Annotated in this window: 11 protein-coding genes; 6 read left to right on the forward strand and 5 right to left on the reverse strand. The window is 64.9% G+C overall.

What is annotated here, in order from left to right:
- Positions 1 to 176 precede the first annotated feature (176 nt).
- The 3 genes from HV711_RS32120 to HV711_RS32130 all read left to right on the forward strand — a co-directional run bounded on the left by HV711_RS32120 (position 177) and on the right by HV711_RS32130 (position 3,056).
- Positions 177 to 1,760, forward strand: coding sequence for a DUF4130 domain-containing protein (locus tag HV711_RS32120; protein WP_175145607.1), 1,584 nt, complete (start codon positions 177 to 179; stop codon positions 1,758 to 1,760).
- Between the two features lie 251 nt (positions 1,761 to 2,011).
- Positions 2,012 to 2,716 (forward strand): PIG-L family deacetylase, encoded by a 705-nt coding sequence (locus tag HV711_RS32125; protein ID WP_013591673.1) that lies wholly within the window; start codon positions 2,012 to 2,014, stop codon positions 2,714 to 2,716.
- 187 nt (positions 2,717 to 2,903) lie between these two features.
- Positions 2,904 to 3,056: a hypothetical protein gene (locus HV711_RS32130; RefSeq protein ID WP_013591672.1), complete on the forward strand. Its 153-nt coding sequence runs from the start codon at positions 2,904 to 2,906 to the stop codon at positions 3,054 to 3,056.
- A gap of 311 nt (positions 3,057 to 3,367) precedes the next feature.
- Here the strand turns inward: HV711_RS32130 and HV711_RS32135 are convergent, their stop codons facing one another.
- Genes HV711_RS32135 through aepX form a run of 3 tightly spaced genes read right to left on the reverse strand, consistent with a single transcriptional unit; the run spans position 3,368 to position 7,340 of the window.
- Positions 3,368 to 4,435 (reverse strand): 2-aminoethylphosphonate aminotransferase, encoded by a 1,068-nt coding sequence (locus tag HV711_RS32135; RefSeq protein ID WP_028360307.1) that lies wholly within the window; start codon positions 4,433 to 4,435, stop codon positions 3,368 to 3,370.
- A 20-nt stretch (positions 4,436 to 4,455) separates the two neighbouring features.
- Positions 4,456 to 5,619: a phosphonopyruvate decarboxylase gene (gene aepY, locus HV711_RS32140; RefSeq protein ID WP_035481305.1), complete on the reverse strand. Its 1,164-nt coding sequence runs from the start codon at positions 5,617 to 5,619 to the stop codon at positions 4,456 to 4,458.
- Positions 5,616 to 7,340: a phosphoenolpyruvate mutase gene (aepX, locus tag HV711_RS32145; protein WP_035481304.1), complete on the reverse strand. Its 1,725-nt coding sequence runs from the start codon at positions 7,338 to 7,340 to the stop codon at positions 5,616 to 5,618. Before aepX ends, aepY begins: the two co-directional genes overlap by 4 nt.
- Before the next feature lie 613 nt (positions 7,341 to 7,953).
- Between aepX and HV711_RS32150 the strand changes: the two genes are divergently transcribed.
- Positions 7,954 to 9,495: a methyl-accepting chemotaxis protein gene (locus tag HV711_RS32150; protein WP_013591668.1), complete on the forward strand. Its 1,542-nt coding sequence runs from the start codon at positions 7,954 to 7,956 to the stop codon at positions 9,493 to 9,495.
- A gap of 295 nt (positions 9,496 to 9,790) precedes the next feature.
- Complete coding sequence (locus tag HV711_RS32155; RefSeq protein ID WP_035481302.1) at positions 9,791 to 11,512, forward strand: peptidoglycan D,D-transpeptidase FtsI family protein; 1,722 nt, start codon at positions 9,791 to 9,793, stop codon at positions 11,510 to 11,512.
- Between the two features lie 35 nt (positions 11,513 to 11,547).
- Here the strand turns inward: HV711_RS32155 and HV711_RS32160 are convergent, their stop codons facing one another.
- Entirely contained in the window at positions 11,548 to 12,663 is a 1,116-nt protein-coding gene (locus HV711_RS32160) for a GGDEF domain-containing protein (protein WP_028360311.1), read from the reverse strand.
- A gap of 301 nt (positions 12,664 to 12,964) precedes the next feature.
- Between HV711_RS32160 and HV711_RS32165 the strand changes: the two genes are divergently transcribed.
- Positions 12,965 to 13,222 (forward strand): DUF2866 domain-containing protein, encoded by a 258-nt coding sequence (locus HV711_RS32165; RefSeq protein ID WP_013591665.1) that lies wholly within the window; start codon positions 12,965 to 12,967, stop codon positions 13,220 to 13,222.
- Here the strand turns inward: HV711_RS32165 and HV711_RS32170 are convergent.
- Positions 13,204 to 13,836 carry a 2-hydroxychromene-2-carboxylate isomerase gene (locus HV711_RS32170; protein ID WP_028360313.1) on the reverse strand — a complete coding sequence of 211 codons (633 nt, stop codon included), beginning with the start codon at positions 13,834 to 13,836 and terminating at the stop codon, positions 13,204 to 13,206. The genes HV711_RS32165 and HV711_RS32170 overlap by 19 nt on opposite strands.
- Positions 13,837 to 14,207 lie beyond the last annotated feature (371 nt).

Genomic DNA, 14,207 nt, shown 5'->3' on the forward strand with positions numbered 1-14,207 from the left:
GGCCGTAGTGGCCGAACCCGTCACGTATCGCCAGATCGCGCAACGTCCGCCAAAGGTCAAAGCTTCACCATAATGTGAAATTGTGGAGCTAAATGGATAGCCCTTATATCCGTACAGTATTTTAGCTAGCCGTGAACTCGCGCTTGCCGGGTTTCGCCCGGCTAGGGCGCTTTCGCATGAACCGCATTGTCATCGCTCCGTCTTTCCGTGCCTGGCGCGACGCGGCCCGCTCGCTGTTGCGGCAGGGCGCCCGGCCAGATCAGATCGAATGGGTGGAATGCCTGCAAGGCGCGCAGGAACTCGCTGGTCCTGTCGGCCGCGCTCAGCCCGCGGCAGGGACTCTACCGCCCGGTGAGGCGTCGCAAGCCGGGCCCTCGAGCGCCGCGACTGGCGCCGCCACGCCTGCCATCCCCCGCGAACTGCTCGGCTGGCTGAAAGCGGCCGCGTGCTTCCGCGCGCGCGACCGCTGGGCGCTGCTCTATAGGATCCTGTGGCGCTGGACGCGCGGCGAACGCGAAGTTCTCGACACGAACGACAGCGACGGCGCCCTGCTCGATCATCGCGTGCGGGCCGTCGAGCGCGAAACCGAGGACATGCTGAACCTCACGCTGTTCAGAAGGCGCGATCCGTCGTTTGGCGCGCCGGAGTTCGTCGGCTGGTATGAGCCGCATCACGACCTGCTCGAATACGCCGCTGACCGCTTCGCCGGACGCATGGGCTACTCCACGTGGATGCTGGCCACGCCGCAAGGCGCCGCGCTGTGGAACGGCATGTTGCTGCACACGTCGCAGGTGGAACCGGAGGACGCCGCGCAGCTTCTGACCGACACCGCAATGGCGGGCGAGGCCGTCACCAGCGAACCCACTGAGGCGCTGTGGCTGGCCTACCATGCCGAGGTCGTCAGCGGCGGGGGGCCGCCGGTGCCGTTGCGGCATTGGCGAACCCCGCCCGAAGGGCCGCCGTTGCCCGGACATCTCGCACGCGAGCGCCTGTTTCCGCTGGGACAAGACGCCGCCGTGACTGTGCCGGCCGCGCCGCCGGTCGACTATTCGGCGGTAACGCCACCGCTGCGCAAGCCCGCCGGTGCGCTCGATACCTGCAGGCGTTGCGCGTTGTGGCGCAACGCGAAGCGGGCTGTGCCGGGCGTCGGCGCAGGGATGGGCGCGAGTTGCGGCGCGGGCCTTCGCTTTGATGCGGGCGTTGGCGTTGGCGTTGGCGTTGGCGTTGGCGTTGGCGTTGGCGTTGGCGTTGGCGTTGGCGTTGGCATCATGATCGTCGGCGAACAACCCGGCGAACACGAAAACGAGCACGGTGTGCCCTTCACCGGTCCGGCCGGCCGGTTGCTTGACAGCGTGCTCGCGCGTGCTGGACTCGATCGCGCGTCGCTGTACCTGACGTATGCCGTCAAGCATTACAAATGGGAGATCGTCGGGCACGAGCGCATTCATCGCACGCCCGCGCAACGCGAGGTCGAGGCTTGTCAGTATTGGCTCGAAAAGGAACTCGGAGAGCTTGCGCCGCGCGTGGTCGTCGCGTTAGGGGCGACCGCATTGAAAGCGCTGACGGGCGCGCACGTCAATCTGCCGGAATATGTAGGACGCGCCATCCATCATGGCGGGCGCATCATCGTGCCGACCTGGCATCCCGCCTTCGCGCTGCGAACCGGCAACGCCCGTTTGCGCGAAGATATCGTTGCAAGGATCGTGGCAGCGTTCAGGCACGCGGCGAAGCTGGCCAGCGACGGCGGCGAGCCCACATGACGCGCATGACGCGCGGGCCCCGCCCGCTTGACCCGTTTGACCCATCAGGCATGCAAAAAGCCTCGCACGCAGGGACAGGCACATGGCTTGCGCAAAGACTCGCACTGCTCGCCACCGCCACCAAACAGCACTCGACTGCGAATCAGCCGCGCAACTCGCTCCAATTCCGCCTAAGCTGATGTGACGCCGCGATTGTGACGCAACGTACGCCGTTAATTGCGGCGCATGCGTTTCGAACCCACCGATTGCCCATGAGCGAAACCAGCCCGCGCCTCTTCATCGTGTCACCGCATTTCGACGATGCCGTCTTCAGTTGCGGCGCATTGCTCGCGGCCCATCCGGACGCGGCGGTCTGCACCGTGTTCGCCGCGCCGCCCGAGCATACGATGCATACGGAATGGGATGAGAAGTCGGGGTTCGGCAGCGCGTATGAAGCGATCCACGAGCGCACGTTCGAAGACAACCGCGCGCTGGACCTGCTCGACGCCATTCCGCTGCGCATGCCGTTTCGCGAAAGCCAGTATTCCGATTCGCCGTCAATCAGCAAAATGGCGGCCGAACTGGAGGAAACCATTTATCGAACTACGGCCAACACATTGCTGATGCCGCTAGGCCTCCATCACGACGATCATGTGCGCGTATTCGAAGCCTGCTGCGAAATCCTGCCGCGCCTGTCGCACCTCGCGTGGTTCGGCTACGAGGAAGCCATTCACCGGTGCACGCCGGGCGTCGTGCAGGCGCGGCTCGCCGATCTCGCGCAACGCGGCATCGTCGCGACTCCGGCCAACCCGAGCGCCGGTCATACCATCGACATGCAGCGCCGCGCCCAGATCAAGCGCGAAGCCGTGCATGCGTACCAGAGCCAGTTGCGCGCCTTCGGCCCAGGCAATTACGACGACGTCTTCGCGACCGAGCGCTATTGGCAACTCAGCGTGGGCCGTCGCGTGAAAAAGTAGGAGCAGGAGCGCGACCAACGCGGCCGGCAGAAGAGGCAAGCAGAGGCAGGCAAAGGCGGGCAAAGGCAAGCCGAGGCAAGCAGAGACAAAAACAGCCGCCGGGACACCCAGCCCAAAAGCGCCTACCCTTGAAGAACACGGCAGCCGCCGTCGCGCCATCACACAGTTTTCAACCACAGGTGATGCAATGAGCTACGACATGCACACGAGCCCGATTCCCGATCCCAACGCCGACCCGACCCGCGATCCGGAAGGCGACCCGCTGACGCCGCCGTCGCCCGGCCATCACAATGAGGAGCCGCAGCGCCCGGAAGGACCGCCCGACAAGGATCCGGTTTGAAGGGATGTGAAGTGGGGCCTCGGCGGACGCCCGCCGCGTGGCCGGGGGCCGGCGTAAGTCGCTGAGCCGCTGCGTGTCACTTGCAGACCGGCGCGCTGCGCCGTGGGACCCGATGAGCCGCCGAGCCGTATGAGCCGCCGAAGCCGCCCGGCTGCCTGAGCCACTTAGCCGCCGCTGAGCCGCCGCTGAGCCGCGTCAGGCGCTGTCGAGGCGCTGACCTGCTTGAGTCGCTGCAAAGCCTGAAGCACCACAACCATTGCAACCGCCACAACCGCTGCAAGCCGCCAGCCCCGCAGCAGTCCCTCAGCCCCTCACCTCACCAGCTCGTCAAACCCCTGCAACAGCCGGTCGATATCGGCCGCATGAATGTTCCCCATCGTCGAAATGCGGAATAGTTCCGCCGACAGCCCGCCCTGCCCCGCATAGATGACGAAGCCGCGCGCCTTCAGCGCGTCATGCAATTGCGCATACGCGACGCCGTCCGGCAGCCGGTACGCGCGCAACACCACCGACGATTCCTGCGGCGCCAGCACACTGCCGATGCCGCGTTCGGCCAGCCCCGCGCGCACCTGTTCCGCGAGCGCCGCATAACGCGCATGACGCGCGCGCCAGCCGCCTTCATCGGCGATTTCGCGCAGTGCCTCGACGAGCGCGTAGTACGCATGAACCGACGGCGTGAACGGCGTGTTGCGCTGATCCTGCAGACGCGCGAGCCGTCCGAGGTCGAGGTAGTAAGTACGGCTCGCGGCCTGCGCGAGGGCCGCGCGGCGCACCAGCACGAACGACGCGCCCGGCACGCCGTGCAGGCACTTGTTGGCGGTCGCGGCCACTGCGTCGAGACACGTGTCGGCGAAATCGATCGCTTCGGCGCCGAAACTGCTCACACCGTCCACCAGCAAACGCAGCCCGCGGGCGCGGCACAACGCACCGAGCGCCGCCAGGTCGTTCAGTCGCCCGGTCGTGGTTTCGTGATGGATCACGGCGACATGCGTGAACGCCTTGTCCGCGTCGAGACGTTCGGCGATTTTCGCGAGATCCGGCGCCTCTAACCAGTCGTGCTTCAACGCCTCATGCGCGATGCCGTACTGCGCGGCGATCTGCGCAATGCGCTCGCCGTACACGCCGTTTTCCACCACCAGCAGTTTGCCGTGTTGCGGCACCAGCGCGGCCGTCATGCTTTCGACGGCGGCTGTGCCGGAGCCCGTCATCAGCACGGCCTGCCATTCGGTCGCGTCGAGGCCGTAGAGCTCGACGAGACGCGTGCGCGCCTCTTCCTGCAAATCGAAAAACTCGCTTTCGCGGTGACACAGGTCCGTCTGCAACAGGCTGTGGCGGACACGTTCGGTGAGCGTCACTGGGCCGGGATTGAGCAGCAGCATGGGCGCTTATTCCTTTGACTTCAGGCGGCGCCGATGTGGCGCATCAAACGCGCTTTCACATCGGGCGGAGTGATGGTGGGACGCGGCAAGCCGTCCGGTGTGCCGCGGCGAATGACGAGGCGCACGAAGCGCGGGCCGTCGAGCGGTGCGGATTCGAACAGCCGGTCCAGCACGGCCGGATCGTCGCTCTCCACCGCCGACGCATAGCCGCACGCCGCCGCGACGCCCGCGAACGACACCTGCGGCGAGACCGTCGCCTGGCCGCCCGTCGAGTCGTGCGCGCCGTTATCCAGCAGCACGTGGGTGAGATTGCCCGGACCGTAGACACCGAGCGTCGCAAACGCGCCCATGCGCATGAGCGCGGCGCCGTCGCCGTCGAGCGCGACCACGCGCAGGTCCGGACGCGCCAGCGCGAGACCGAGCGCGAACGGCGTCACGCAGCCCATCGAGCCGACCATGTACAGCTGGTTCGGACGATCGTCGATTGCATACAGCTCGCGCCCGCAAAAACCGGTCGATGCCAGCACCACCGTCGAGTCGGGCGGCGTGTGCGCGATCACCTTCTGCAACGCGTCGTGACGCGACGCGCGTTCGCTCTCCGCCGCGCCGACGAATTCCGCGCGCGCCGCGACGGGCGCGCGGCGTGCGCCGGCGTCGCCCGCCTTCAGTTCGTACGGCGCGACGCTGCCCTTTTGCATGACGAGCGCGTACGGGCGGCCCGTCTCGTCCATATGGGCGATGGCGCGGTCGAGCGCCGGGCCGATTGCATCGACTTCTGTCGGGAAGGTCTCCCAGGGAATTTGCATGGTGTCGAGCATGGCCGGCGTCACGGGGCCCATCAGCGCATGCTGCGGTTCGTCGGCCACGCCCGGCTGGCCGCGCCATGTAACGATCAGCAGTTGCGGCAGATGGAAGGTCCACGTGAGCGAGGTCAGCGGGCTCACCGCGTTGCCGAGCCCGGAGTTCTGCATCATCGTGATGCCGCGGCGTCCACCTTGGGCACCGAGAGCGACGCCCGCGATCAACGCGACCGCGTCGCCTTCGTTCGCCGCCGACACGTAGTGCAGCGACTCGTCCTGCAGCACATAGTTGATGAAGGGCGTGAGATACGAGCACGGCACGCCTGCATACCAGTCGAAGCCGCGTTCGCGCGCCGCCTCGACGAACTGCGCAGCCTCGATCATTGCGCCGCTCCATTCGCCATGTCGGAGCCCGCACCGCCGACAGACGCTGCGAGCGGCGTCTGGCCGTGCGCGAAGTCGCCCGCGCGGCGGAAGTCTTCGAGGTCGTTGACGCCGCGCCAGTGGCCGTGCACATACTGCACCTCGATGGATTCGCCTGCTTCGATCAGCGCGTTCAGCAACGCGGGCATATCGAGCGACGCGAAATCGGCGCACGCCTGCAACTGGCGCATGACCGCCTGCAGACGCTCGCGGCCTTCGCCGCGCACGTTCAGGAGGCCGACCCAGCGGCCATGCGGCGTTTGCGAGGCGATCGCCGACGACGCCTCCTGTCCGCTCGACACATGGCGCAGCAGAACCTTGTTGCCGAAGAGCCCCCGGTCGTCGGCGGCCGAGCACCACGCGAAGTCGCGCACGCTCGCATTTTCCGCGTCGGTCAGCGAGGAATCGACCACTACGCTGAACGCCGCCTCGCTTTCCACCAGATCGCGCAGGATATAGCTGCGGAACAGCAGGTCGCCGTAGGAAATCACGGCATCGCCCGAGAGCTTGTCCAGCGCGCACGCGAGCGACGCGAGTTCGCCCGTCTCGGCATGCTTTTCATTGACGACGAGCTTGATGCCCGCTGTATCGATGGCGTCGGCGCGATAGCCGCCGACCACCGTGATGTCGTTGACGCCCTGCTTCTTGAACGCGTCGACGAGCCAGCGCAACAGCGGCTTGCCGGCAATCGGCAGCATGACTTTGGGGCGGTCCTGCGTGACGGCTTCGAGCCCCTTGCCGCGGCTCGCCGCCAGCACGACCGCGGAGCCTGCCGCGCGGCCGCTCGACAGATAGCGGTCTTCTGCTTCCGAGTATTCGTCCGCGTCCTGCAAACGGAAAATTTCGTTGACGGCGGCGATCCGGTCTTCCACGTTGACGAGCGTTTCGCTCGTGTGGATTTCGCGCGCGACAGCCTGCATGGCCGAAGTCGCCGCGCGAATCAGATGGTTCGCCCAGATCACCGTGCTGATGCCGGCTTCGCGGAACACTTCCGTCGGCGTGCTGTAGTACTTGGTCGGCACGATGACGAGCGGCGCGCGGCCCGCCCACTCGCGCGCGAATTCCAGAATCTCGTCTGGGCGCGAGAGCTTGCTGTGAATCAGGATCGCGTCCGCGCCGGCGCGGCGGTAGGCTTCCGCTCGGCGCAGCGCCTCGTCCATGCCCCAGCCGGCGATCAGCGCTTCCACGCGCGCGACGATCGAAAAGTGCTCATCCGACTGCGAGTCTTTGCCCGCCTTGATCTTGCCGCAGAATTCGTCGATATCGGCAAGCGGCTGCGCCTCACCGTTGATAAAGCTGTTGGTCTTCGGAAACTGCTTGTCTTCGATGCACACGCCGGCAATGCCGCGCTGTTCCAGCTTGCGCACGAGGCGGCGCACATTGTTGAAGTTGCCGTAACCGGTGTCGCCGTCGAGCAGAATCGGCAGGTCGCTCGCGTCGGCCATGAATTCGAGGTTGTCGACCACCTGCGTCCAGCTGGCTTCGTTATTGTCGCGCACGCCGAACTGCGCGGAGATCGCAAGGCCCGAGCCCCAGATCGCCTTGAAACCGGCTTCGCGGACGATGCGCGCGGACAAGCCGTTATGCGCCTCCATCATGAATTCGAGTTCGTTGCTGACGAGCATCTGGCGCAGGCGTGCGCTGCGTGAAGCGGAGACAAAGGCGGGTTCGCGGGCGTTCATTTTCTGTACTCCTGGTGACGGCCTACTGGCGGGCTGATTGGGTGCTTATTGAGTGGCTTATCGGCGCTCTAATTGCCCGGCTGGCGACTGGAAAATGGCGACTATAGCGGAATTTTCATTTATTCGTCATTTGAACGGCTACGCTTTTCGGGGCTTGCCTTTAAGTGGAAAAATGTGTCGTTTTTTGCTGAAATTGGCGCGTCAGACGTTTTGGAGTTCAGTGGCAATTTGTGGATTTGTGACGCGGCGCCCTTGCCCGCGGGCAGGCTGCCCCGAGCCGGCTGACTGCAGGCGTTAAAAATTAATTCTGGACCCTATGAGTCGGATTATTTACGCGCCTTATTTTACGTGCCTGCAGCGAGATTAACCAGATAATAACCATTAACGCAATTGACTATATTGGCCTGCATTAATGCATTAATACCCGCAGCCAAACTGGCTCGATAACCTCCTTCCCCTCCCACCGTCCGGGGAGCCCCTCTTTAATCAGACGAAACGCGCTGGCCGGCAGGGGTTTCCCCTGCCTCAGGAAGAAACTGAAAGCTGCCGTAAACCCACTCAGCGGGACACACCCAGCGAATCCGATCGACCCTTTGCCGAGCACGACCTTGCTATGACTCTGAACAAAAAACTGGCCTCAATGATCGCTGTCCTCTGGTTCGGCCTGATTCTGATCGGCGGTTTCGGCGCATGGCAAACCCGTGCGTCGATGATCGCCGACCGGCGCGATCAGCTCACGTCGCTGATCGACCAGGCGAACCACGTGGTCGGCCGCTACTACGCGCTGGCGCAACAGCACACCATCACCGAAGACGAAGCGAAAAAGCAGGCGCTGGCGACAATCGAGTCGATGCGCTACGGCAAGGACGGCTACATCTCAGTCAACGACTCGCAGCCCGTCATGCTGATGCATCCGTTCAAGAAAGAGATGGTCGGCAAGAATCTCGCGCAATTCGCGGATCCGGCCGGCAACCATCTGTTCGTGGATATCGTCAACGCGGGCAATCGCGAAGGCGGCGGCTTTGTCGACTATCTGTGGGCGAAGCCGGGCAGCGACAAACCGGTGGCCAAGACCAGCTACTCGCTGCACTTCCAGCCGTGGGACTGGTATCTCGTCACCGGCATGTACATGGACGACGTGCAGCACGCGTTCTACGCGAGCCTCCTGCGCTGGCTCGCCATCACGGTCGCGCTCGGCGGCATCGCCACGGGCATCATGCTGCTCGTGCTGCGCAGCATCCGCCGCTCGCTCGGCGGCGACCTCGAAGTGGCCGTCGAACATGCGCAGCTGATGGCGCGCGGCAATCTCGCGGTGCGCGTGCCGGTCAAGGGCGACGATGCCGGCAGCCTGCTGCATGCGCTGCAGACCATGCAGGCGGGTCTCGTCGACACGGTTTCGCGGGTGCGCGCCGGTACCGAAAACATCAACGTCGGCGCCAGCGAAATCGCCGCCGGCAACACCGATCTGTCGCAGCGCACGGAAGAACAGGCGGCCGCGCTGGTGCAGACCGCGTCGAGCATGGATCAGATGACGGTCAACGTGAAGCAGAACGCGGACAGCGCGCAGCAGGCGGCGCAGCTCGCCGGTCAGGCCGCCGACGTCGCCACGCGCGGCAGCCGCGTGGTGGACGATGTGGTCCGCACGATGGGCGAGATCACGACGAGTTCGCGGCAGATCGGCGACATCATCGGCGTCATCGACGGCATTGCCTTCCAGACCAACATTCTCGCGTTGAACGCGGCCGTCGAGGCGGCCCGCGCGGGCGAGCAGGGCCGCGGCTTCGCGGTGGTCGCGGCCGAAGTGCGCAGTCTCGCGCAACGCTCGGCCACGGCTGCCAAGGAGATCAAGGCGCTGATCGAAACGTCCACCAGCACGGTGGAAGCCGGGGCGTCGCTGGTCTCCAACGCCGGTTCGACGATGGGCGAAATCGTGCAGTCCGTGCGCCGCGTGAACGAGATTCTGGAGGAGATCAGCAACGCGTCACGCGAGCAAAGCGCGGGCATCGAGCAGGTGAATCGCGCGGTCGGCGAAATGGATCAGGTCACGCAGCAGAATGCGGCGCTCGTCGAGCAGGCCGCCGCGGCCGCCCATTCGCTGAAGGACCAGGTGGGCGTGCTGCGCGAGGCGATTTCGAGCTTCGCTTTGCCCGCATGAGGGTGCACGCGTGAAGGCGCATTCATGAAAAAGAAGGCGCCCGACAGGCGGCGGGCGCCTCTTTAACACGCCGCGTCGACATCGACGCATCAATCGAACGAAACCAGCCGCGCGGATTTAAAAGTCCGCGCGGCTTTTTTGCGCCTGGCGCGGGCGGTTGCCGGCCTGCTTTTCTGCTTCGTTGCTCACAGCGTTGCTTGCGGTAATCTCGCACACAGATTACGTTCTCATTACAATGAGCCGTGCCGCCAGTTAATTCGCTGCTTGTCCGCTGTTATCCGCTGTTTATCCGCCCATGATCCAGAAGAAAAAATCCCCGCCGCCCGAGCCCTACGCGCCGGTCGCGAAAAACCAGTTACTCGTTGCGCGCCTACCGATGTGGCGCTCGAAACTCATCGTCGTGCTGGTGTTCGCCGCCTTCGCCGCGCTCGCCGGGCGCGCGTTCTGGGTTCAGGTGGTGAATCGCGACTTTTACGTCGACCAGGGGCAAAAGCGCTATCAACGCACCATCGAGCTCGATGCAACGCGCGGGCGCATTGTCGACCGCAATGGCTCGATGCTCGCCGTCAGTCTTGCGACCTACGAGATCTGGGCATCGCCCAAACTGCTCGACGAAGCCGCGCTGCCGCCGCTTTCGAAACTGCTCGATCTGCCGCTCGCGGAATTGCAGCGCCGTCTGAACGGCGACAAGACCTTCGTGCTGCTCAAACGCCAGGTGGACGCGGACACGGCCGAGCATCTGTCCAAGCTCGGTCTCGCGGGCACCACGCAAATTGCCGATTCGAAGCGCTTTTATCCGGAAGGCGAGTCGGCGGCTCACGTGGTCGGCTTTACGGACATCGAGGACAACGGCCAGGAAGGCGTCGAGCTTGCCGCCAACGACCAGTTGCTGGGCGTGCCGGGCCATCGCGAAGTGATCCGCGACCGGCTGGGCCGCGTGGTGTCCGAAACGCGGCCGCTCGTGCCCGCGCAGAACGGCGAGACGATTCATTTGACAATCGACCGGCGCATCCAGCAGCTCGCCTATGCGCAACTGAAGGAAGCCATCGCGAAACATCGCGCGGAGGCGGGCAGCGTGGTGGTGCTCGACGCGCGCAACGGCGAGATCCTCGCGCTCGCCAACTACCCGAGCTTCGACCCGAACGACCGCGCGCGCCTGACCGGCCGGCAGTTGCGCAACCGCGCGGTGGTCGACACCTTCGAGCCGGGCTCGACCATCAAGCCGCTGGTCGTCGCCCTTTCCATCGACGAAGGCAAGGTGCGGCCGCAAAGCGTCGTCGACACCGCGCCGGGCTGGTACAAGATCGGCCCGGCGGTGATCCACGACACGTCCAATCATGGCGCGATGACCGTCGCCGAGGCCGTGCAGAAGTCGAGCAATATTGCGCTCGCGAAACTGGCGCTGAATCTGCCGGCTGAAAAAATCTGGGCGAAGTACCAGGAATACGGGCTCGGCGTACGGCCGGAGCTGACCTTTCCGGGCGTGGCGTCCGGCAAGGTGCGGCCGTACAAGCGCTGGCGTCCCATCGAGCAGGCGACCATGGCGTACGGCTATGGGCTCTCGGCGTCGCTGCTGCAGATGGCGCAGATCTACACCGCCTATGCCGGCGACGGCACCCTGCACCCGGTGCGCCTCGTGCGCGAGAGCGCCGACGCGGCGTCGGCCGCGCAGGGACAGCGCGCCGTCACCACGCCGGCCACCGCGCGCGCGATCCGCTCGATGCTTGAAATGGCCACGGGCGACGGCGGCACCGGACGCGCCGCGACGGTGGAGGGCTATCGTGTCGGCGGCAAGACCGGCACCGCGCGCAAGCAGGTCGGCGCGACCTACGCGAAGAACCGCTACCGCGCGCTCTTTGTCGGCATGGCGCCGATGAGCGATCCGCGCCTGATCGTCGCCGTGATGATCGACGACCCGGCCGGCAAGGCGTTTTACGGCGGCACCGTGGCCGGACCGGTGTTCAGCGCGGTGACGGGCGGCTCGCTGCAGTTGCTGGGCGTGCCGCCGGATGCGTGAGGTGCGCGTCCTCGCGAGCCGTCGTGACCCCGCCGCTAGCGCAGCGCGCAGTCCGTCGACGCTTTGCGCAGGGCTTCCACGCGGTTGCGCCCGTTGTGCTTTGCCTGATACATCGCGCGGTCGGCCTCGTCCATCATCGCGCGGCCCAGCGCCAGGGCGTCGGCCGGCGAGCCGCTCACCGTGCGCGCGGCCACGCCGATCGACACGGTCAACGCGATGCGTTCGCCATCGTCGTCGAGCAGGGCCAGTTTTTCGACCGCCGCGCGCACGCGCTCGGCAACCGTTTGCGCGTCGGCGCGATCGCCTTGCAGCAGCGCGGCGAACTCCTCGCCGCCATAGCGCGCGACCGTGTCGCCAAGACGCACCTGCTGCCGCACGCAAGCCGCCACCGCGGCAAGCGCGCGGTCGCCGGTCTGATGGCCGTAGGTGTCGTTGATCCGCTTGAAACTGTCGACATCGATGAAAAGACATGCAAGCGGCACGCTATAGCGCGCGGCGCGCATCAATTCCTCGCGCAGACGCTCGTCGAAATAGCGTCGATTGGACAGGCCCGTCAGCGGATCCGTCATGCCCAGTTGCTTGAGCCGCTCGCGATGCGCGACGTTGTCGAGACTCGCCGTCACGATGCTCGCGAAGCGCTCGAGAATGTCGGTCGCCATGCCGGGCACGAAGCGGCTCGCGTCGTCGCTGCCAAGGCACAGATAGCCGCTCACGCTATTGCCGGCGGCAAGCGGCAGGAGAATCGCGCTCGCGGGCGCGGGCGCCTCGCCGAAAAATGCGCAGCGCGACGCGGGGTCCAGCGTGGCCGGCTGGCCGAGCCACGGCTCGCCGTCTTCGCAAAGACGCTGCGCCACCAGGCGAGCTTCGCGCGAGGTCTTCAGATTCGCGTGATCTACTGCGCGCAGCGCGGCGGGCTCGAGCAGTTCGAGCAACATCGGCGCGCGTTCGTCGAGCCACAGCGTGACCGCCGACAGCGAGAATTCGCGCGGCAAGTGGCCGAACAAGGTATCGAGAAACGACGCGAAGTCCTGGGCGCCGATCAAACGCAGCTCCACGTCCTGAAAGCGGCGCAACGTGCGTTCGTTGTGCTGCACGGTATCGACGAGCGAGCGAAGACGCTCGGAAAGCGGCGTTTGGGCAGGATAGGTCACGTTATCAGCAGTTATCAGCGGTGCCAGGCCGAAGGCCCCCAGCGGAGTCGACTATCGCGGTCGACTACCGGGGTCGATTACTTTTATAACGGCCCTTTTTCCGGCGCCTTGAGGGCAAGGGTGCACGAGGGCGCCGAACAGCCATTTACGCGCTCTTAAGTCTCGCTTAATTCTTTGCTGTAACCATGCTGCTCAACATCCCCTGTTGAGCCGCCAGATCATCGGCGGCGTTTTTTTCAGCGATGTTCGCCGACGCGCCAGAAGACAGGCTGCATGCCTGCGAAAAGAAGGAGGTCAAACCATGGTTGAGGACGCGGTATTCGAGCATCTGCGCGCCATGCCTGACAACGAATGGGTCCGGCAGATTCACTCATGCAAGGTCTCGGACCCGTTGCAACCGCCTTGGGGACGTTCATACCGGCTCGTCGAATGGACCATGAAGCACACGCCGGAAGCAAGCCGCCGTGTCGTGCCCGCCGAGAGCACACCGCTGGAGATCGCGCAGGCCGTCGTGTCGCATGTGCCGGGCCGGCGCTTCTGTCAGCACGGCGACGAATAGCAGAAGTCGAGCGCGTCTTCGAGGCGGTCGTTACCCCAGAACATTTCGTCGCCGGCAAAGAACGTCGGCGCGCCGAAAATGCCTTTGGCCGCGGCGGCTTCGGTCTGTTCTCGCAAACGCAGCTTGTTCGCGTCGCTTTGCGCCTCTTCGACGATCTGCTGCGCGGGCAAGCCGAGTGTCACGAGCGCTTCGCTCACCACTTCCACCGAGCCGATATCGCGGTCATGCACGAAGTTCTGCTGCATGATTTCGCGGCAAAATGCAGCGATCCATTCCCGCTCGGCGCCGAGCAACGCCACGCGCATCGCAAGCAATGCGGCACGCGGAAAAACGCTCGGACGTGTCAACGCAATGCCGTACTTGCGGCACTGCCGCTCCATGTCTTTCCAGACGTAGGCGCCCTTCTCCTTCTGCAGCACGAACGGCGAATTGTCAAAACCGAGCGCGCGAAAAATCGGCCCGAGCAGAAACGGCCGCCACACAATGCGCACGCCGCGCGCCGCAGCTTCGGCCTCGATACGCATCACGCTCAGGTAGCTGTAGTTGCTGCCGAAGTCGAACCAGAACTCGATGTCGCGCGCCGGCGGGGTGGTGGAAACGGTCGTGGGGCTCATCTCTTCTCTCTTGCAATGTCTGACAGTCAAACGGAAAAAGCTTGCCTATCATGAGAGTCTTTGCGTCACTCAACTCAAAAACCCATGGTAGAAGCACGATGCGTTATCCGTACGATCTGTTTGTCGCCGTGTGTCTTGCAGCCATCGTGATGGCGGCCGCGGTCATGCTTGCGCTGAACTGAATGGCGGCGGCCGGGTGCCGCGTTCGCCTTTGCGGACACGCTACGCCTTACCGTAAAAACTCGCGATATACTGTACGTATATATGGGCTATCCATTTAGCTCCACTTGCGCCATGATCGGGTAGTGAGCGAACTCAAGCATACCCCGACTGCCGGTGAAGATTTCCCTCGAACATGGAGCCAGTTTCTG

It is taken from the genome of Paraburkholderia phenoliruptrix (assembly GCF_902859825.1).
Lineage (GTDB): Bacteria > Pseudomonadota > Gammaproteobacteria > Burkholderiales > Burkholderiaceae > Paraburkholderia > Paraburkholderia phenoliruptrix.